13 protein-coding genes and 3 pseudogenes are annotated in these 20,159 nt (G+C 48.7%); 12 read left to right on the top strand and 4 right to left on the bottom strand.

Annotated elements, in window-relative coordinates:
- The first annotated feature begins 398 nt into the window (after positions 1-398).
- The gene (locus tag SK58_RS19320) at positions 399-836 is read left to right on the top strand and encodes a hypothetical protein (RefSeq protein WP_255353784.1); all 438 of its coding nucleotides are present in this window, start codon (positions 399-401) and stop codon (positions 834-836) included.
- Positions 837-1,178: 342 nt separating this feature from the next.
- A complete protein-coding gene (locus SK58_RS19315; RefSeq protein ID WP_048220332.1) occupies positions 1,179-2,435 on the top strand; it encodes a hypothetical protein in 1,257 nt (418 codons plus the stop codon).
- 474 nt (positions 2,436-2,909) lie between these two features.
- Here SK58_RS19315 and SK58_RS19310 read toward each other — a convergent pair whose 3' ends face one another.
- The gene (locus tag SK58_RS19310) at positions 2,910-4,418 is read right to left on the bottom strand and encodes an SNIPE associated domain-containing protein (protein ID WP_048220331.1); all 1,509 of its coding nucleotides are present in this window, start codon (positions 4,416-4,418) and stop codon (positions 2,910-2,912) included.
- Between the two features lie 1,886 nt (positions 4,419-6,304).
- Between SK58_RS19310 and SK58_RS19305 the strand changes: the two genes are divergently transcribed.
- The 4 genes from SK58_RS19305 to SK58_RS19290 all read left to right on the top strand — a co-directional run bounded on the left by SK58_RS19305 (position 6,305) and on the right by SK58_RS19290 (position 13,747).
- Complete coding sequence (locus SK58_RS19305; RefSeq protein WP_048220443.1) at positions 6,305-6,631, top strand: hypothetical protein; 327 nt, start codon at positions 6,305-6,307, stop codon at positions 6,629-6,631.
- A gap of 534 nt (positions 6,632-7,165) precedes the next feature.
- On the top strand, positions 7,166-8,053 hold the full coding sequence (locus SK58_RS19300; RefSeq protein ID WP_255353782.1) for a CAAX protease: 888 nt from the start codon (positions 7,166-7,168) through the stop codon (positions 8,051-8,053).
- 178 nt (positions 8,054-8,231) lie between these two features.
- Positions 8,232-12,074 (top strand): hypothetical protein, encoded by a 3,843-nt coding sequence (locus tag SK58_RS19295; RefSeq protein WP_048220330.1) that lies wholly within the window; start codon positions 8,232-8,234, stop codon positions 12,072-12,074.
- Positions 12,075-12,745: 671 nt separating this feature from the next.
- Positions 12,746-13,747, top strand: coding sequence for a hypothetical protein (locus tag SK58_RS19290; RefSeq protein ID WP_048220329.1), 1,002 nt, complete (start codon positions 12,746-12,748; stop codon positions 13,745-13,747).
- A 98-nt stretch (positions 13,748-13,845) separates the two neighbouring features.
- Here SK58_RS19290 and SK58_RS22985 read toward each other — a convergent pair.
- Positions 13,846-14,039 (bottom strand): annotated as a pseudogene (locus tag SK58_RS22985) (hypothetical protein); the annotation flags it as partial.
- Between the two features lie 29 nt (positions 14,040-14,068).
- Here SK58_RS22985 and SK58_RS22980 point away from each other — a divergent pair.
- The 4 genes and pseudogenes from SK58_RS22980 to SK58_RS22975 all read left to right on the top strand — a co-directional run bounded on the left by SK58_RS22980 (position 14,069) and on the right by SK58_RS22975 (position 17,066).
- A pseudogene (locus tag SK58_RS22980) lies at positions 14,069-15,185 on the top strand (IS3 family transposase).
- Between the two features lie 25 nt (positions 15,186-15,210).
- Positions 15,211-15,525 (top strand): annotated as a pseudogene (locus tag SK58_RS19275) (tyrosine-type recombinase/integrase); the annotation flags it as partial.
- A gap of 171 nt (positions 15,526-15,696) precedes the next feature.
- On the top strand, positions 15,697-16,440 hold the full coding sequence (locus tag SK58_RS19270) for an LEM-3-like GIY-YIG domain-containing protein (RefSeq protein ID WP_048220327.1): 744 nt from the start codon (positions 15,697-15,699) through the stop codon (positions 16,438-16,440).
- Between the two features lie 200 nt (positions 16,441-16,640).
- Positions 16,641-17,066 carry a hypothetical protein gene (locus SK58_RS22975; RefSeq protein WP_156175003.1) on the top strand — a complete coding sequence of 142 codons (426 nt, stop codon included), beginning with the start codon at positions 16,641-16,643 and terminating at the stop codon, positions 17,064-17,066.
- 463 nt (positions 17,067-17,529) lie between these two features.
- Here SK58_RS22975 and SK58_RS19265 read toward each other — a convergent pair whose 3' ends face one another.
- A complete protein-coding gene (locus SK58_RS19265) occupies positions 17,530-18,054 on the bottom strand; it encodes a hypothetical protein (RefSeq protein WP_048220326.1) in 525 nt (174 codons plus the stop codon).
- A 251-nt stretch (positions 18,055-18,305) separates the two neighbouring features.
- On the opposite strand from SK58_RS19265, the gene SK58_RS22970 reads away from it, so the two are divergent.
- Positions 18,306-18,593 carry an integrase core domain-containing protein gene (locus SK58_RS22970; protein WP_082138481.1) on the top strand — a complete coding sequence of 96 codons (288 nt, stop codon included), beginning with the start codon at positions 18,306-18,308 and terminating at the stop codon, positions 18,591-18,593.
- 67 nt (positions 18,594-18,660) lie between these two features.
- Here the strand turns inward: SK58_RS22970 and SK58_RS19260 are convergent.
- Positions 18,661-19,796 (bottom strand): IS3 family transposase gene (locus SK58_RS19260; RefSeq protein ID WP_213812606.1). Its coding sequence is split into 2 segments (ribosomal slippage): positions 18,661-19,550 and positions 19,550-19,796, totalling 1,137 coding nucleotides; the frame shifts between segments, so codons are not numbered across the junction.
- 162 nt (positions 19,797-19,958) lie between these two features.
- Here SK58_RS19260 and SK58_RS19250 point away from each other — a divergent pair.
- A complete protein-coding gene (locus SK58_RS19250) occupies positions 19,959-20,153 on the top strand; it encodes a hypothetical protein (protein ID WP_048220324.1) in 195 nt (64 codons plus the stop codon).
- The last annotated feature ends 6 nt before the right edge of the window (positions 20,154-20,159 follow it).

Genomic DNA, 20,159 nt, shown 5'->3' with positions numbered 1-20,159 from the left:
CCCCTTTTTCGGCCCACAGCGCTTCTTACGCCGCCATTTCTTCAAAAGGAGAAATCGCACGTTCAAAAGGGTTCTGGTTACCAAAATCAAGCTGTGACACAGGTTTTCAGGTGAACAGTAATAGAACCTTTAGTTTACCCGCTTTATCCTGGCTGTAAACCATCAGCGGGTTTGAGAGAGGCCTGAGGAAATCAGAAGTGCGTTCTCTTTATCGAACAAAGTACGGTTATATAAACAAACGGCCAGAGCAGCAGGGTGGAAATGCCAGATCTGCGGCGGAAAGGGGCCCCCGATGGCCTGTGGAGTGCCATGAAATATGGCATTACGATGATGACAGTCAGTGTCAGACCCTCACAGGGCTCATCGCGTTATGCCCTTCATGCCATGAAGTCAAACACATGGGGTTCAGCGAGCTACGGGGTAAAAAGGACGAAGCGGTGGCTCATCTGGCGCTCGCCAACGGCTGGTCTCTTCAGGGCGCATTTGGCTATGTGGGTGAGGCCTTTGACGTGTGGCGGGAACGCTCTCGTCATGCCTGGCAACTGGATATCTCATGGCTCGGGACGCAGGGGATTCAACTCCAGGATGAGACAGAAGCAGAGGGCGACAACATCGCTGCTGAGGATCAACTTTCGCTGGAGCAGGAAGTTCAGCCTGTCGCGACCAAAAGTACTGAAGTGTCCGCCTTCGGGGAGCAAGGAAGCATTTCTGGCTATGTGAGGCCAATCCTGAAGGACAAACCTGTATCCCGTTCATCGTCCGTATGGCCAGCTTTCTGGTCAGTCTGCCTGAGGGTGTTCTACAAAGTGAAACCGGTGATTCGGGAGCAATGGTGATTAAGCGAGAGGCAAATAAGAGACAGTCACTAACAGAATCTGATAGTGTGATATTTTGAAGATGAAGCACCGGCTAAGAACGTGGTCGTGAATGATCCTTTTTCGCACAGTCTATTCAATTCCGGACGGTAAAGCTTTTACCATTATGAAGACGCGATCTGAAGTACGATATGGCTTAGAAAAAAGAACGCGCAGAGGCGTATCGAGCGGCTAACAGCAGGCCATCAACTTCTTGCAATCACACATTATGATCTCGGGTATATGCGGCCTGACACTATGATGATTCAGATACAGACCACCAGCCAGAAAAGGTCTTACCAGTATAAAAATAAAGGAGTCAGCATGTTGCGCCCCCCTATATCTGATGTTCTTTACTTTGCCCTTCTTCACGGCGATCTGGCAGCGCTGGATGCCATCGGTAAAGAGAGACCAGAGGACATGATTCACTTACGCACTATCCTTTGCACCAATGAACCTGGAGCGGTTGATATTAATCTCGGACTTGGGCCAGGACTGGCAGAGAACGAACAGATTATTTCTTTTTTTGAAGGCCCCCGCGCCTACTTTATGTCTGCAGGTGCGAGTCTTCAGGCATATTTGACGGGCGGAAAAAGCAACGTATTGTTTGATTATTCACTCAGCTTTGATTCCAATTTTGCTGAAAAAATGCGCGCAGTCGTATCAGGAGAGAATATTCAGGAAATTGAACGAAAACGCGTTATCGAAATATTGATGTTGAAGGCATACAACCCCAGAGTGCAGTTTGATTTGATGCCATTTCTCATCGAAAATGTTCGCCTTTCGCGTGATAATCCGCAGAACATACGTCCGCTTAATACGCTTATTGCCTTCCGCATGCTCGATTACCTGAACTGGGAGCGTTTCAGAGAATCGCCAGGCACATTTGTTTTTAGTAAGCCTGCAGAAACTCTTCGGTCCGAACTTCTTGAAGATGCGAAAGCGTTTATGCAAAAACTCTACAGTAACGGCTTCATAGCACAGCAGGAAGCTAAGAGCATATTCAATCAGGCTCTATTGTTACGCTTTGCCACACTCTGGCACCGTGATAGCAAGCCTGATTACAAGCTGATCATGCGTGAGCTCTTCATCTATTCTGTTAAGAAACTTGGGGCGATACCGCTCACGGAGTTGCAGCTCATCTGGAGAGGCATGACCTCATCGCCAGTAGCGCCCTTTTTTGGCCCTGTAACAGGAAAGTCTCGCGACATGCTTAAGGCAATTCGCGGCATGGCATGGGATATGGTTTTGCTGCGTCTGCTAGAGCAGGCTGCTACCGCGACTCAGAATGGATCCTTCTTTATTCCCTATTTCGTCACTAATGATGGTCGCTGGCGTGAATTATTACAGCTCAGCCCGGTAAAGATGATGGTCATTGATGACCGGGAGCACCGAGTACAAGTTGCTCGCCAGAATGAAAAAGAGTTTAGAGCGATCTTCATCGAATGCCTCGAGGGGGAACTACGTTCCTGTATGACACCTGAAATGATCGAGAAGCGCCGTTTGGCCGCAAAAAACCTACAGCCTGATGCATTAAGGGCACTCATCGCGCAAGAAGAGGCATTGTGGGCCACCCCTTAGTATGGCTAATCTGCGCTTTGTTCATTCACTGTCGAAATATCACTAATCCTCGTGGTTATTGAGTTGTTAGCGTCTGCTACTCGCGCAAAACGGCCATATAAAATGGATGCATGAGAGGATTGGTTCGCAGTTAGAAGGAGACGTTTGGGTCTCTGGTGCTTGTGAACAGCCGGTCTTTGAACGGAGTGTTCGGTCATAATGTTGACGCCCTTGAAATGCGGTATGAATGACAGTATTGCCTGCTATTGAATACCTGGTGCTTTGAACACAAATGTGTATGGCTCGATCTGAGGGAAGAGGGCGGGGATTAAGTTATAACCCTGTGGGAGAGCCCGCTCCAGGCGCACCAACAGAACAAGAAAAACGCATCGCGGTGCCTTCATCAAGGAGCGGCTCAGTAGTATACGTATTGTGGTAGCTATACGCTTACTACTGAGCCGCTAAGTCACCACGTTCCTGAATGCTGTCAGTGACTTAAAGTGATTCGGCAAACCGTGGCTGGCTGACAATCACGGACTTTTCGGTGCTCGTATTTCCGCTTTGTTTCTTACGCAGCGCCAGCGTCTCGTAGTAATGCTGTGCGGTGACTGTTTCAACAAAATCGACATCGTTGCCCGCCAGCTCAAATACGGCTTTTTTTATGTCCTGGAGACTGACGCTGAAAAACTCCTTACGACGGTTCACGAGATTCGTTCGTCTGGCGTCAAAGGCCTGATGGAGTGCCGTCTCCAGGGCCGGTGCATCCTCGCTGTGGATCATGGCATGCACATCAAACAGGAACGGAACGGAAGCGCTGCCGAGTTCATCCACGCGGTACTGGGGGTCAAGGCGACGCGTCATGCCAATTTTGTAAACATTTTCACCAAATGAGCCCACATTCGAGATAATGTAGACATGGCCACGTTTGGTCTGCTGCGCCATGCTCAGGGCTTTCTGGCCCTTAAGTTCTGCTTCCGTTAATGCTTCCTGTAAGGTATCAATTTTCGTCTGATAGAGAGCCGCCTGTTCGGCTGTCATCTGCGCGAGTTTTGCGTCCATCTCCTTACGGGCTTTATCCAGTGCTTTTTGCGCCCGCAACTCTTCCGCTTCCGCCTCTCTGATGGCTCGCTCTATCTCCTGTTGCGCTTTACGTTCTTCGGCCATCTGAGCGCGGATTTCACGCTGCTCATCTTTCTCTGCCTGTTTTTTTATACGGTATGCATGTACGAGGTCGAGCTCTTTGAGCTTCAGGGTCAGATAATCGTGACTGATATGGACATCATTCACCTCATTCAGGGCGTTGATCTTATCAAACGCGGCCTGAATGCGATCGTGCATAACGGACCAGTTTCGGAACGTACAGTTAGCGATTGCTGCGTCACATTCGCCGTTGAAAGCCCGGGCGGTCAGATTAATGGCGCGGGTTGTCATTTTTTTTCCTTCAGCACGCGAGTTGTGAACCGTCCAGTCCGTGCCGCACCAGATTGCGCCGCTCCGGGTCTTGATCCGCAGCAGCGCCTTCTGTTCCGCCCGGTTAGCTTTTACGGCGTCTTTAAATTCTTCTGAGGTATCGAAATCAAAATGGGGTTCAAACATGCCCATCTCTGTAAACGCTTCCTCCTCGCGATACACGGCAATCGCTTTTTCCAGCGCATCATAGATTCCTTTTTTCTCTGAATACGATGTGCGCAATGTGGCTATCTGTTCCTGCAGCGAGAGAGAGGTTGACTGCGCCTCACTCAGTAAGGCGGTGGCTTCCTCTTCCAGGGCGTTGGCCACCACACGGGCATTTTCGGTTGTTGCCCGGGCCTGCTGCTCAGCTTCCTGCCTAAGTCGTGTGGCCTCGGCTTCGGCATCCGTAATTACCGCGTAACGCTGGAGTTGAGCTGCTTTGTTGGCGTCTGCGCGTTTCAGTACGCGCAATCTGGAGAGTAAAACGAAAATGGTAAAGACAGCCATTACGGCAACAATAGCCGCCGCGACGGACAGGTGGAGCATGTTCATGAATTATCGTCCCTGAAAAAGTGGGGCACGGGTATCAATCCCGTAGCTGGAAAAAATAGCCCTGAAATATTTACGGGTAATGCTACCAAAAAAGCGTCTTCCGAGAGGAAAAAATCTGATGGTACGTGCATGTGCTCTCGCTCCTGTCTGCCGAACTGATGAGTAAAGGCTGCTTTATCAGATAACAGACAGGTGGGGGCGGCTGTTAAATTTCTGGCAGCTGAACGGAGAGGATGAGGCTGTTAGCGCGCTTCAGAAGCATAGCGTTCCAGAACGCGTCGTGTTTTCCACCTGCCCTGGCCCGGGAAACGGGGAGGCCCCCGCAGTTTGCCTGTTATGCCGCAGTGTCCCGCCAGATATCTTCATCCAAAGTTACTTTTTGTCGCTGTTTGCAAACCGTGAGCCATATTTTTCGATTAAACAGCCTCGCTCCTTCTGTGGCGCCGTTAATACGCCCCTCTAAATGCCTCCTGCAGCTTCCTGTGACGTTTCTTGAAAACCCTGAACGGTTCAAAGAAGTGCTGGGTTCAGACGTGGTCCCAACGACAGACGGGGTCGGCTCCATAACCCTGGATGTGGTATACGCATACTTCAAAAGCCCTTTTCGCCGGTATGAAATTTCATTTACGGGCGGATCCATCTCCAGCATTAATCCTTTCCGCAGCGTTGCTGCCAATTTGTAGCGAGAGCCGAGGCCGATGGCTTTTAAGATGATGAAGACCCGGCTCCCTGGTTTCCGTATGCCTAATAACTGTGAGTTGAAGTCTCTGGCAAAACTAATCAACAAGCTGACTATTGAGGCCATTTGACCACGGATAAATGGCAAACCTAAAGGAAATTAACACTAAAACTCGCAAGGTGTATAAAAATAACATTAATAAAATTCTTGTTTATTAATGGGTTATGGTGGCTATGCTTGTTTTACGTTGTTTTGGCAATGCATCAGCAGAATGGGAAATGGTAAACTCTGCTCATTCCTCGACTAAGCGTTAAAGTGTCGATGAATGACGTCCTTAATATTACGTTAAGGCGAAAAAAAAGAACCTGAGGGCAATCAGATTCTTTTTCAACTTCGAGAACAACAACTCATGTTCCCGGAATTATGCACCGCTTGAAAATTGGTGACATAAAAGTCAAATCAGATATTACCCGTGGGGTAATTCCGCGTCAACCGATTGTACGGCGGTGTTCCTACGCCTTTTAGTAAAGGAGCACTTATGGCAGAAGTTTTTGGCGCTTTTCTAAAAGCACCAGTGGTTACACAGGTTTTGACTGTGATCTTTGCAACTGTGATGTTGGGGATAATCGTGTTATCCATGATTTTGTAGTAAATATGCGCCTGATGCGGCCGTAAGGCCGCATATCTGTTAAGAACAACTTCTTTAATCCATCCAGTTTTACCATAACCACTTTCTTTTTGATCATATTCGGATATTCCTATTCTTAGTCACTCATACCAGTCACTCATATCATCGGGACATAAGCCTGCAGGGTTTCTTAAGATTTATTGGTGAATTATGTGCATGGGATAGAGAAAGAAAGTGGAAACCAGGCTATCCAAATATGGTTTGAATGCATGATGCCGACCATTGTCCCTTAGTCATGCGGATGGCATATCTGCTGAAACGTCCCACCAGAGAGAACCTCAAATTATTGTGGGAGGGGTTAGGAAAAGAGATGAGGCTGGTGCTCAGGCTCGTAATGTGCAAAGTGTTAAACCGATGAATTTTCGGCGTTGAAAACGTTTAACCCCTTCGTTCAGATTCCCGGCAGGCACAATCTCCTGTTGCATTAACCTGTGGGAGAGGGCGCTGCAACTGCCATGTTAACCCGTGATTCTAAGCGGTATAATGTTGCTGTTCGATTTCGCGATGAGGGAGAAGTGGATGGACGATTTTCTGAAAGACTTTGGCAAAGTGGTAGAGGGCAGTTCGGGGGCCTTATCGTTTGGACTGATACAGTGCCTGGTCATGGCAGGGGCCGTCACCAGTCTGTCACAGCAAACCGGCGTACAGTACTGGTTTATGTTAGCGGCAGCCCTGGTTGCTACGGTGGGATTCTTCTTGTGCATTTTTAGCGTGGCCAGAGTCATTAAAGTCGTCGCGTCAACTAACAAGGTGAGACGTTTACAACTTTCCATTTTGTTATATCCGGCCGCTATTGGTGCCCTGCTGTCAGCGAAAGTAAGCCTTATCTCACTGTTGGGTAAATGATTCAGCGAATGCACTCAACTCGGTTAACCGAAGCATTGAGCATTGGCACTGAAAAATGCCACTTCGATTATTAGATCACCGTCTAAGAGTAGGTTCTGATTCACCGAAGCTCGTATCTGACAGCATTGTTGTTGGATAATATTGCTGGCAGTGATGGACGATGATTGCTCAGGCCATCCATGAGATTTTGTCTTGCTGGCCATGACAGGATTACCATGGCGTCAATGTCATCGTGTGCCAGGAGAAAGCGTTTATGCATGATCGGACGCTGAAACGAGAAAAGCCACCCTGTAGGATGGCTTTTCCGGTACTAACTTAAACGCACGGGTCCGAAGAAATCCGCGCTTGGACAATGACAAAGTACCTATATCTGACAAAAGCGTCAACCTTATGCAGCAAAGCGTCGAGAAGGGCGACATGCAACTGTAAGACTACATTTCATCCGAGCGCCTGAATATTTATACGAACATTCTCAAGTTAAAGCCTGAAGAGATGCTCGGCGGATATAACTGAAATAAGGCTCTGTCAGCTGCGATGCAGCCGTTGCTCCATTGCCTTGAAGTCACATTCCGAAACGCCATTGATTATGCCATCCGCCACAATCCGCCGCCGGGAGCAACAGGCTTATGGCGAACGGATGCTTACTGGATCTATGACCTGCCTCGTTATATCGGAGACAAAACGTACATCCGGCAGGGTAAGCGATTCAAAACGGACGGGCAGGGAAACCCCCGGACATTTCCCGACGGCAGCCCGATGTATCATTTCACCGCTTGGGAAGAGATCTGTGTACGCAAGGTCTCGAAGCGTATTATCGATGCTGGTAAACCGTTGACCCCTGAGCGCGTGATCTCCGGCCTGGACTTTGGATTCTGGACAAATCTGCTTACGGCCGAATATGAAGAATCAAGGAAGCTCTCTCTGCTATGGCCACACCTGACCTCCGACGTCTTTCCCTCACGTCCTGCACACGTAAAGCGCCATCATATTGAGCAGAAGTTCAGTCGCATTCGTGATATGCGAAACCGTCTGGCTCATCACGAGGCGGTATGGAAGTTTCAGGAGCGTAACGCCCGGGGAGCCCCCGATTACAGTCGCCCCGTTTATGGGCTGAACGCGTCGCTGCATCTTCTGCGCCGGGCCTGGGAAGATATTCTTGAGACGCTTTACTGGAGCAGTCCTTTGCGACACGCCGCTTTTCTGTCCGAAGGTCATCATGTGCGATTTGAAATGCTGGCAACGTTAGAGGGTCTGAAGTGTTACACCGGACGAGAGAACGTCACGGGTAACTTAAATATCCGGCCCAGCCGTGAAGCCAGGAAATTAATTCGGTCATTGCGGCAAGGAAAAACGTTGAGGATCACTGACTGCGACCATCTGCTGGCTGTCATCGGCCCTGACTGGAGTCGTCTGGAAGAATAAATTGCACAAATCAGTGATGGCCTCCCGGAACAACGCAAAAGGCACGGTATCCAAACCAGAGAAGACTCGCGCCTGGCTTATGCTAACGGGCGGCTAGTCCGGGACAATCTGGCTCAGATTGCATAATATCCTGAACAACGGTTGTAAATCATTTGACTGTTTCTCAGGACGATGCGCTATGGCGATCTTTGATATCGAAAAAGATGAATTACTCGGACTTTCGGATACTCTTCTCGAAGAGTTAATTGCTCGCCTTGCTGAGGCCGACGTGGCGGCCTGCGGTCACAGCCCGGCGCGGGTGCGCTGGGCAGGATCGATCAATGCACCTGATGGGGGAGTGGATGTCCACGTGCAGCTGCCGGTCGAACAATTCAGCTCCGGATATATAGAACGACCGGATACCGTCTTCCAGGCCAAAAAGCATAAGATGCGAAGGGCAGATATTCTGCGAGAGATGGCACCTTCTGGCGTCCTTTCTTCCATGATATCCGTGCAGGCCGCAAAGGGGGGAAGCTATATCATTGTCAGTCTGGACGAGGACTGCTCCCCCTCCATGCTTGCCGAACGCGTCAGAGCGATGCAGGAGGCTGTCAGGCACGATCCCTGTCATGCAGATCTTCATCTGGCCTTCTATGATCGCGCTAAACTCGCGCAGTGGATACGTCAATATCCGTCGGTGATGCTCTGGGTGAACAGAATACTGGGGCGGGGATATTCCGGCTGGCAGCCCTATGGCGCATGGAGTTGCCCTCCTGAGGGGGCGGACGATACCCTGATTACCGCCTCCGGTATCACGATCTCACTTCCGTCGGAGCAAGCTCGCCCTCTGAGTATTCAGGATGCCATCGGGCCGATACGTCAGCTTATCCGGACCACCCGGAAAGCCGTGCGTATTACCGGTTTATCGGGCGTGGGTAAAACGAGGATCGTTCAGGCCTTGTTTGAGAGATCCATCGGTACTGATGCCCTGGACCGCACCCTGGCGGTGTATGCCGATACCGGTGACGATCCGAACCCTTCTGCCGCAGCCATGCTGGAACGCCTCATCGCTGACCAGCGCAGCGCAATAATGGTTCTCGATAACTGCCCGCCTGAACTTCATGCCTCCCTCGCGGCAAAAGTCACCTCTCACGGAAGCAGGATCAAACTTATCACCGTTGAGTATGATATTCGGGAAGACAAACCCCAGACCACAGAAGTGATCCACATCGAGGCGGTAGGGCCGGACGTTGCGGAAAAACTTCTGCTGCGCCGTTTCCCCGGTATCGGACAGTTGAAAGCCCGTCGGATCGCGCAATTCGCTGACGGGAATGCCAGAGTCTCACTGGCTATCGCCGAGAGAGTGGAGGAGGGAGAGTCGCTGGCCGTTCTGTCTGATGCACAACTCTTCAACCGGCTTTTTGAACAGCGACACGGGCCGGACGAGGGATTACGGGAGCAGGCCGAACTCCTTTCGCTGGTCTACTCATTTTCGAGTGACGTTTCTGAAGCCAGCGACAGTGAGCTGGGGATCCTGGGCTCGCTCGCGGGTTATTCACATCACCAGCTCTACCGGACGCTTAACAAGCTGACCTATCGCCACATTCTTCAGGCCAGGTCGCACTGGCGGGCCATCTTACCCCATGCTATTGCGAACAGGCTGGCCGCCTCCGCGCTGGAAAGCTTTCCGGTCGCGTGTCTCAGGTCTGCCTTTGAAGCGCCGGGACGCGAGCGCCTGCTTATGTCCTTTGCTCACCGGCTGGGGCTTTTACACGATCATCCGGTGGCAGAGGCGATTTCTGCCGCGTGGCTTCAGCCTGAAGCATTGTTGGGTAATCTGCTGGCTTTAGAGGATGAGCCGGTTCGTATGCTGGAGTACATTGCGCCGGTGGTGCCGGACGTTTTGCTTAACCGGATTGACGAGGTCCTCAGGAGCTCAGACTTTAAAAGCCGGGAGAGACATTACGATCCGCGCTGGAACACTATCCTCAACCTCTTGCAGGCTCTGGCCTGGGAGGCATCATACTTTGACCGGTGCGCCAGCCTTCTTCTGCACATCGCCGATCACGAAACGGATAAGTCTGGTCAGCAGAATGCACGGGACAAACTGACCCTGTTCTGTCAGCCCTACCTGTCAGGCACACATGCGTCTCTTGAACAGCGGATTACGCTTCTGGAAAAATGCCTCTTATCAACTGTGCCACAGCGTCGGGCGCTCGGACTGAAAATGCTATCTGCCGGACTTAGCGGTTCGACGTGGACAGGCTCGGGGATCTGTGAGTTTGGTGCCCGCCCGAGGGATTACGGGGCAGAACCAGACTATGAGGCGTTGATGACGTGGCGACGTGCGTTCATTGCGATTGCCGTTCGCGCAGGAAACGACAGCGAGAGTCATCTTGCCAGCGGTGCACGGACTATTCTGGCAAATTCACTCAGCGGCCTGTGGAGCGACAAGAAGATGGGCTCCGTGCTGGTTGATGCCGCCCGTGCACTGCATACCCGTCTTCCCTGGGGAGAGGGCTGGAAGGCGATTCGGACCCGACTGCACTTTCTGCGAAAGGATCCTCAGGTCTCGCACCTGCTGCTGGACACGCTTGATGCACTTGAAAAGGAGCTCAGGCCGAATGATTTGCTTTCTGCCATACGGCTTTATGTCCTGAGCAAAGGCCAGCACAACTGGGTGCTTGATGACGAATTTAACCGACATGGCCATGACCGATACGCTGAGGCAGAGCAGCGACTGACGGCCAGAGCAGAGCAACTGGGGCGTGAGTTTGCCGCATCAAGGCTTTGTCTTTCTGATCTGAGACCCAATCTGTTTTCTTCTGAGTGGATGCCTTACCGGCGCGCATTCGGGCAGGGGCTGGCTCAGGGCGCTGTGGATCCTCGTGAGCACTGGCATTTACTTTTAAGCGAGCTGGACCAGGACACTACTGAAAATAAGGATTTTTCGGTATTTCTGGGCTTTATCGACGGTGTGGATCGTATTAATGAACCCCTGGCCCATGAGTTTCTGGATCAGTGCGCAGTGCATCCATCACTGAGTCGGGTCCTGGTTAAAATTCATCCTCAGCGCGATTTTACCGAAACGGATTTGAATCGATGCATGTCGCTTCTGGATAAACCGGATATCCGCCCATTTATGTTTGACACCTTTTTGTGGGATAAAAAATGCCAGTATCTGCCAGCCTCCCGGGTGCTCGAACTGGCCGAACGACTACTGGCTCTGGAAAGCGGCGAGGCAGCGATTCTGAACGGGCTTGGAATGAGACTTTTTGACATAAAGACGACAGAGGACATGCCCGGTCCCGAGCTTCTTCACATCGGTCTCAGGGCCGCCATACTGGTTTTACAGAAAGGGTCTGACATCATTGGCAGCCTCGTTGATGTCGATATGGAATCGGTCGTGGCGGCGGCACTGCAGTCAGACGATCACGACGGGCTCAAACATCAGTGGCTGGATGCTGTCTTCGCTGCGATTGATAAACACTACAGCTATATGCATGATTATCGTAAAACAATACAGACAACCGTGGAACTTATCCCTGAAGCGTTTCTCTCCCGTCTCTTTGCCGGTTCTGAAGACCAAAGGGTTATGCGCTTGTTCTTTATGCGAGGAAGCCTTCGGGATACTCCGCTGCTTTCAGGCGTTGACATCGAAACCCTGATTAACTGGTGCTCCTGCAGTGACGATCCGGGCGTGTGGGCATCTGTACCGCAGGGGTTAGAACTCTGGGTAAGTGTTTCTGACTCAGGCGGGACGGTCTTACACAAAAATGCAGTCAAGTTCCTCGAGGCTGCACCTGACCCTTCCGTGGTCCTTGAATCCTTTGCTGACTTAACGAGCCCCACAAGCTGGAGTGGCAGCCTTGCAAACATATGGCAAGCACGTGCTGACGCTTTCGGTGAACTCATCCATCACCCGCGGGCTGGCATTTCAGACGCTGCAAGAGACATCCATGAGCGCTTAATGCTTATGATTGAGCGTCAACGGGATCGGGAACAGCAGGAAGATCGTAAAGGTGAACAGCGATTTGAGTGAAGACATTTAATCGGCGTCCGCAGACCGGCACGGCGTATCACGCTTCAGAATCATGTGTTTTAAATAATGTGGTGTTTTCCATCAGCCCTAGTCCGGGTAAACGGCGAGGTAACCGCAGTTCGCCAGCAGTGCCTCGCCAGATATCCTGATTCAAAGACCCTTTATGACGCTGGCGGTACACCAGAAGCCAGTTGTTGTCGCTCCCCGATGCCGATGATACATCACTTGTCTCTGCTGCAGCGTTGATTCGTGTCCGGAATACCTCCAGCGACTCTGTCGGGCGTTTCATGGCAAATTGTAAACGGTGTGAAGGATAGCGGAATTAAGATCCCGTACAACGGGCGGACGGGTTAGGTTCAATAAACCAGGGCAGGGTAGCGTGCATGACACCAGCATAATCTGTTGTGTGAGCTGTTTGGTTGCTGGCGAGGGAAGGGCAGAGCATTCTCGTGATGAATGTTTTGAAGGGTTGCGCGTGAGAATGGGCGTCCGTTTTGTGCCAATAGCGGACATTGATGGCACATGGTATGTTAGTTAAAAGGTGCAGGTCATGCCCTGTATTCCGCCGTGGTACAATTGTTGCAAAAATCATTATAGCAACGAATAAAACCACCATGTTAAAAGAAGATCACAATCCGTTCATACTTGAATTTTAATAGCGCAGGTCATACATGGATATTCGTTCACGCAAGAAAAATTTTTTAGATTCGTTAGATTCAACTGAAGTGATACGCAAAGCAGTAAGTCTTGCTATAGATTGCATGATTGATAATGATAATAGTAGTGAGGATACCCCCTTAGTTATTACCAGCTATGATGACTTCTGTAGGAACCAGGTGCTGAAGTATGTACAGGAATTTTGTGAAGCTGCGTACCCTGATACGGATAAATATTACTTTATTCCTAACATGCTTCACATTAACGGTAGAACTAGTGAAGAAGCCTGTATTAATTTAATTAAACTCTTAAGAGTTACAAAAGGCATATTATTCTGGTCAGATGCCCCATCGTGGTTTGCTAGCCTCCCCGACGGGTTATTCCATGTTGTTAACATTGATCAAAAAACCGTCACTCGCGGCCTTAATAAGAAAAACTCTCAGCCGACGATCATCAATAAAGAGTACAGCGTAGACACACTACTATCAGAACTATTTTTGAATGGCGCGCACACGGAGCAATCCAACGCAAACAACGTTGTTGAGGCAGACATGAAGTTCTATGATGAATGCCATGCTGGTTTAATCAGACCAATACCCGCTCCAGTAGGCGAGTCATATGATGAAGAGATCAAAATTAATTCTCCATATTGGCAGAAGCTCGCGTGTGTAGCGTTACGCCGCTATCAGTCAAAAGAATGTCATGACGGAATGCAATGGGATACAACCAATAATGGCTGGATTGATGTTGTTGCGTATCCGTTCATCAAAGAAATACAATCACTTGATAATAGTGGTTATCGCCAATGTTTAGTTGGGCTAGTCACAATAAACATTTCAAACGCAAATTACCCGTACCTATCTACCGTTTGGATACATCCATTTTATCGCAGGGGAGGGTTATTAAGTAAGTTATGGCCAAAATTACAAGAGCGATACGGAAGTAACTTCGAAATTGAGCAACCTAATGAAAATATGAAAGCATTTTTGAAAAGTGTGAAACATGCAGGTTACTAATTTATGAATCAGCCAGTTGAGTTAGTGATGGTGTGAATGAGTGGAGTAACAGTTCAACGTGATCCTATGCAGATTTTTAACATGCCTTGGGTTGCTTCAAGTTTGAGAGATTCGGTAAATCGGCGGTTGGTGGGCTGACCGCATTTGCGGATGACAAGTCCTTCGGCACCTGAAACCTGGTAACGATTGATAGCCGTCATGCCTGACGTTCTGGGATTCCAGGCTGTGATGCCGCATCGTGACGGCGTAGATGACTGTTCCCCCTTGATGAATACACCGTGATGTTAGTAATGTTTTCATCAGCAACGTGAGGGCATGCCTATGAAGAAGCGTTTTTCCGATGGACAGATCATCAGTATTCTCCGTGAGGCTGAAGCCGGGGTTTCTGCCCGGGAAATCTGCCGTAAGCACGCCATTTCCGACGCTACCTTTTACACCTGACGTAAGAAGTATGGCGGTATGGAGGTGCCCGAGGTTAAGCGCCTGAAGTCGCCTGAGGAAGATAACGCCAGGCTCAAGAAGCTGCTTGCCGAAGCCATGTTGGATGAGAAGGCGTTTCAGCTGGCTCTGGGGCGAAAGTACTGACGACATGCCAGAAGCGGGAAGCCGTGGTGTTGATGTGTGATGTGACAGATCTGTCGCAACGTCGTGCCTGCTGGCTTACAGGTTTGTCCCTGTCGACCTGCCGTTATGATGCTCAGCGCCCAGCTGCTGATGCACATTTATCAGGGCGTATTATTGAGCATGCACCTGAACGCAGACGTTTTGGCTACCGCCGTATCTGGCAGTTACTGCGCCGTGAAGGCCTTCATGTTAATCACAAGCGCGTGTACCGCCTTTATCATCTGAGAGGGCTGGGCGTAAAACGCAGACGACGCCGTAAAGGGCTGGCGACCGAACGGTTTCCGCTTCTTCGCCTGGATGCGCCGAACCTGACCTGGTCGATGGATTTCGTCATGGACGCTCTGGCCAACGGTCGCAGAATCAAGAGCCTGACCTGCGTGGATGATTTCACGAAGGAGTGCCTGACGATTACCGCCGCATTTGGGATTTCAGGCGTGCAGGTCACGTGTTTTCTGGACAGTATCGCGCTGTTTCGTGGTTATCCTACTACGATAAGAACCGATCAGGGACCGGAGTTCATTTGCCGCGCACTCGAACAATGGGCCTTGAGCATGGTGTGGTCCTACGGCTTATACAGCCGGGCAAGCGGACTCAGAACGGATTTAATGAGAGTTTTGGACGATTCAGAGATGAGTGCCTGAACGAGCACTGGTTCAGCGATATTGTTCATGCCAAGAAAACGATTAATGACTGGCGACAGGATTATAACGAGTGCCGTCCTCATTCTTCGCAGAACTACCAGACTCCGGCTGAATTTGCAGCGGACTGGAGAAACGGGAAATATGGAGAAAAAACAACCGACATTACTGGGTGATGGTAGTATCAATCTTGGGGGCAGGTCAGCATTGATAAAGCTTGGCAATTTGAATAGTAAAGACTTCTTGTTTCAGTCTCGAATTGGAACTAACCGGCACAAATCAACTAGGCAATACAGCCGAAGTTTTCATGGGTGGGTAGAAAAGCTTGGTCTCGAAGCTTCGCTTTACAGCACATATTCCATTAGAAGAACGAAAGCTTACCTGATATACAAGAAAACCAAAAATCTCCGGGTATGCCAACTTCTGTTGGGCCATAAGAAATTGGAAAGCACAGTCCGTTATCTGGCCATTGAAGTCGATGATGCGTTAGAGATCTCTGAATCGATTGAAGTCTAAGGAAGGTTGGCAGGGTTGCAACAGCAACCCTGCCAATAGTTGTCTTTGCTAACTTTGGCCCATTTTCATCGATGGGCGCAGAGCAATCTATACGCTAATTGTTTTGCGCTTAAGTTCTGAGCCATAGTGCCGATAATAAAATTAAGTACTTTTGCCTTAAGGAAGCAAGGTTTGAAAGAATATTCAAAATACTCAAAAGCGTTAGGTATGGCTAAGTTCTATGTTTATGCATTTTATGACACTGAAGATGCAGATAAAAAGCCGTTTTATATAGGCAAAGGCAAGTCAGAACGCTGCCTTGATCATATAAAGTATAATGATGGCTCTCAGAAATCAGAACGAATTAATCATCTGTTAAAAACAGGAAATCTGGGTATCGACATACTACGCCATGGCATGGATGAGGCAACCGCGAAGCTTGTTGAAGCAACATGTATTGATCTCTTAGGTGTTGGAGAACTGACCAACAAAGTACGAGGAAGCAGCTCCCTTATGGGGCGAATTACTCTGGATGAGCTCAACCATCTCCTTCTTAAGCAAGAGACGGAAATCGCACCTGAACATGCCGGGCTCGCTTTTCTGCTAAACAGCACCTACAAGTCTGGCATGAGTGCTCTTGCATTATATGAAGCTACGCGTGGCGTCTGGGCAAAAGTACCAAAAGATGAAAACCTACAATTTGCATACGCCACCTACGGCGGTTTGGTGATGGAAGTTTATGAGATACAGTGCTGGTTAAAGGCAGGCTCTCAGCAGTACTTTACCCGGGAACTGGTTATCCCCCCTAAAACCAACCGTTCAGAGTTTGTTGGACGAATCGCATCACCAGAAATCAGAGAATTATACGTAGGCAAACTAATCAAAAAATCGCGTAGTCATGGCAGCCCTTTCGTAAAGGTCGGGCTGGCGCAATAAACTGACCTGTTTCTCGCTGATTAATACACCTCAATGCGAATCATGTTGTCGAGGCTACCAATGTCCGCTCCTCGCTCACAACGGACCTTTAGCCCAGCTAGGACGTCCCCTTCGTGCCAATAGCAGACATCAAGCCTATCATGATATTTTGTCTAGAAGGTAGTAGATTACACCATATTCATAAATAAGGATTTAGACTAATGGGACGAGAATATCCAGATTCATGGGATAAGTTTTGCAAAATTGAAAGAAATTATGGTGGCTTTACTCATTATAGATTCAGAGCCGGAATCACTATTGGCGATCTGAACCGATTCGCCGCCAGATATGCCTTGGCTGCGGACTTCGAGGGAGTTATGATAAAGAACTCTACTAAACAAACAAACCTCGGTTATGAAGCATTAATGAGGTCCTTACTTGTTTGGAGTGCAGTAGAGAGTTATTACTACGTATTACCAACAGGATCTGGTGGGAAATATAACTATTTAAGTTACGCTTTTTCAGAAGAAAATGCTTTAACTACTACGCTTAAAAAAAATGGCTCTGACCTTTTAAGGTTTTATACATATATTTCTTCTAGTCCTAATGTTGAAGTCAAACACCGAACGAATGTTCAAGATTTTTGAGTGGAAATAATTACAACCCTATCTATCTTTTATCGAGTATTCGCCATGCTTTTGGCCATGGTGAGTTAAGTGCCCATGTCGATGGGGTCAATCCTCAAACAATTAATAATATTTCAAAAATACTAAAGACATCTATTTTAGAGAAGATTAACGACCATTTCTCTTCATTGGTTCGAAGTCATCCAAACTATTCAAATGTATAATATTTAACAACAGCTCCAGTACTTACTAGCTTTAAACGGATCAGTGTCTTTCTGGATTCCATACAATCCAGAAAGACACTTCCACTTTGCTAGAATCTAACATCAAACCGCATCTAAGTCAGATGAGTGCTACAAGAAGAAATATTAAATTATTTATATACTAAATTTCCTTTTGAAACCACATAAGTAAAAGACTTCATTAGGTTAATAATTTTTATATGTATAAAAATAATTTAGGCTATAAATCCTTTTGGCTGGTATTAATTCTCAAGATCTGTGTGATTTTTAATCACATAGCTTAATATTCTTTTTACTGCATATTCATCAAGTTTGGTATACAAACTACCAGAATCAGGGTCGGCCTTTAATTGCCAGTATTTATCGCCACATCTATCTTTTTCAAGGGTGTCGTATTTCAATTTAAAGAAAGAGTTAATATGTTCAGACTCTTTACCGTTGCATGTAATACACATGGATGAGGTATTTTTTGGAGAGACTTGTGGTTTGATGCTTAATGATATTTCCCCATGAGTAATCACTGGAAAAGAAACAATAACCCCCTCGCTCAGTATGGAGGGTTTAAATTCTATTTTTTCACTTTCATATTTAAATAGAAATGGTGAGCTTTTATTTAAGACAGCTTTGAATATTAGATTCAGTTGATTATACATCGCTACAATTTGATGTTTTCTGCCCTTGCTTTTCATTGCTTGTTCATTAATCATTAAATTATGTTTTTCAAAAAGTTCACTATATCTACGATCCAATTCTTTATATTTGTTCATATTAGTATCCGTATCGTCAATTTTTTCAACAGCAATATTTATTCAGTAATCTTAACTGAGTGTTTAGTTTGCATTTTAACTATTAAATTGCACAGTGATTTTAACTCATAACTGTTATCGTCGTCGAGAGATTTTCTGGAATGGGATGTAATTATTTTGGTACCCGCTAAAGAAAATAACACAATGAAAAATATAGATTATCTCGCAAAAATCCAAATAAGCATTACTTCAATATAAATGCATTTCGTTAGTTGGGCTGCATCCATGCCATTTTTGATTTTAGTTTAACTTCCGCTTTTCGCTCACAGCGGACCTTCAACTCAGTTAGCTTGTCCGTTCTGTGCCATAAGCGGAAGTTGCTAATTTCAGACTATATTGATAAACGGGGAGCTGCTCACAGGAAAACGATTAATGACTGGCGGCTGGATTATAACGAGTGTCGCCCACATTCATCGCTGAACTACCAGACTCCGGCTGAATTTGCGGCGGGCTGGCGAAACGGGAAATATGAAGAAAAACCAACCGACATTATGGACTGACCCCGCCCCGGTAGACGATCCTGCCCTATAGTTGGACTGACCCCACGCCCATAGACAAATTCTGTCCTCACGACGAGACCTGTTCAAAGGCCTCCGGACTGACGCCGCCGAGATGACTGTGACGCCGGGACCGGTTATAGAAGACTTCAATGTAATCGAAGATATCGGCCCGGGCCAGATCCCGGGTTTTATAGATGCGTTTTCTGATCCGTTCTTTTTTCAGTGAACTGAAGAACGATTCGGCCACCGCATTATCCCAGCAGTTGCCACGTCGGCTCATACTGGGTGCCAGATTATTGGCGCGACAGAACCGTTGCCAGTCGTCGCTGCCGTACTGACTGCCCTGGTCTGAGTGTACGATAACCTCGCCGTCGGGTTTACGTCGCCAGACTGCCATCATCAGCGCATCCAGCGCCAGCTCCCGCGACAACGTAGGTTTCATCGACCAGCCGACCACATTACGGGCGAAGAGATCGATAACCACCGCCAGATACAGCCAGCCCTGCCAGGTGCGGATATAAGTAATATCGGTGACCCAGACCTGATTGGCCCGGACAACAGTAAACTGCCGCTGCACGCGATTAGGGGCAACCACTGAAGGTCGGCCGGCGATACGACGCGGTGCTTTATAGCCACGTACGGCTTTAATTCGGTTCAGTTGCATAATACGACCCACCCGGTTTTTGCCGCAGGTTTCACCGATTTCATTCAGATCGCCATGAACCCGACGATAGCCATATACGCCACCGCTCAGGGAATATGAATCGCGGATGAGCGTCAGCAGACGCTGGTTATCTTTATCCCGCGCAGAGACCGGATTATGCAGCCACGCATAAAACCCGGCCCGGGCAACGCACAACACCCGACACATCGTCATGACACCCCATACAGTGCGGTGCTCATTGATAAAGCGGTACTTCAGTCGGGCTCCCTTGCAAAGTACCGCGCGGCCTTTTTCAGAATGTCCCGTTCTTCCTCAGTGCGCTTCAGCTGTGCCCTGAGCTTCAGGATCTCGCTTTTGGCTTCCAGTAAATCCCGGGCATGCTGTTCGCTGTTATCAGGCTTGATAGCCCGTAGCCACTTGTAGAGGCTGTGCGCAGAAACGCCCAGACGGTCGGATACTTCGGCAACGGAATAACCGCGCTCCGTTATCTGACGGACGGCTTCTTCCTTAAATTCAGGTGTAAATCGTGGTGTGCCCATACGCTCCTCCTATGCTCAAACTATAGGGCAGGATCGTCTACCGGGGCGGGGTCAGTCCAACTATAGGGCAGGATCGTCTACCGGGGCGGGGTCAGTCCAGAGTTGTGGCTACGTGTACCTCTCCGTTTATCCAACTCCGCCGTCAGCATAAAGGAGGCAGCGATGCCTGTACATGTGGAACGCCTGAATAGCTTATGGCGGGAACTGGGAAACATGGCCGTCAGGGAAGAAGAGGGGACGCTGGTCATCAGCGAGCCTTTTATTCACTTCCCCGCCGGAACACCTGTTTTCGATATCTGGACCTGGTTTGAAACCAGTAATAAAGATTTCGTGGTTGCCTGCAAACTTTACGGGTAAAAATCC

Origin of the sequence: Enterobacter sp. BIDMC93 (genome assembly GCF_001037805.1) — a bacterium.
GTDB classification, from domain to species: domain Bacteria; phylum Pseudomonadota; class Gammaproteobacteria; order Enterobacterales; family Enterobacteriaceae; genus Enterobacter; species Enterobacter hormaechei_C.
The sequence above is the reverse complement of the archived record's forward strand: the minus strand, read 5'-3'. Positions and strand labels throughout refer to the sequence as shown.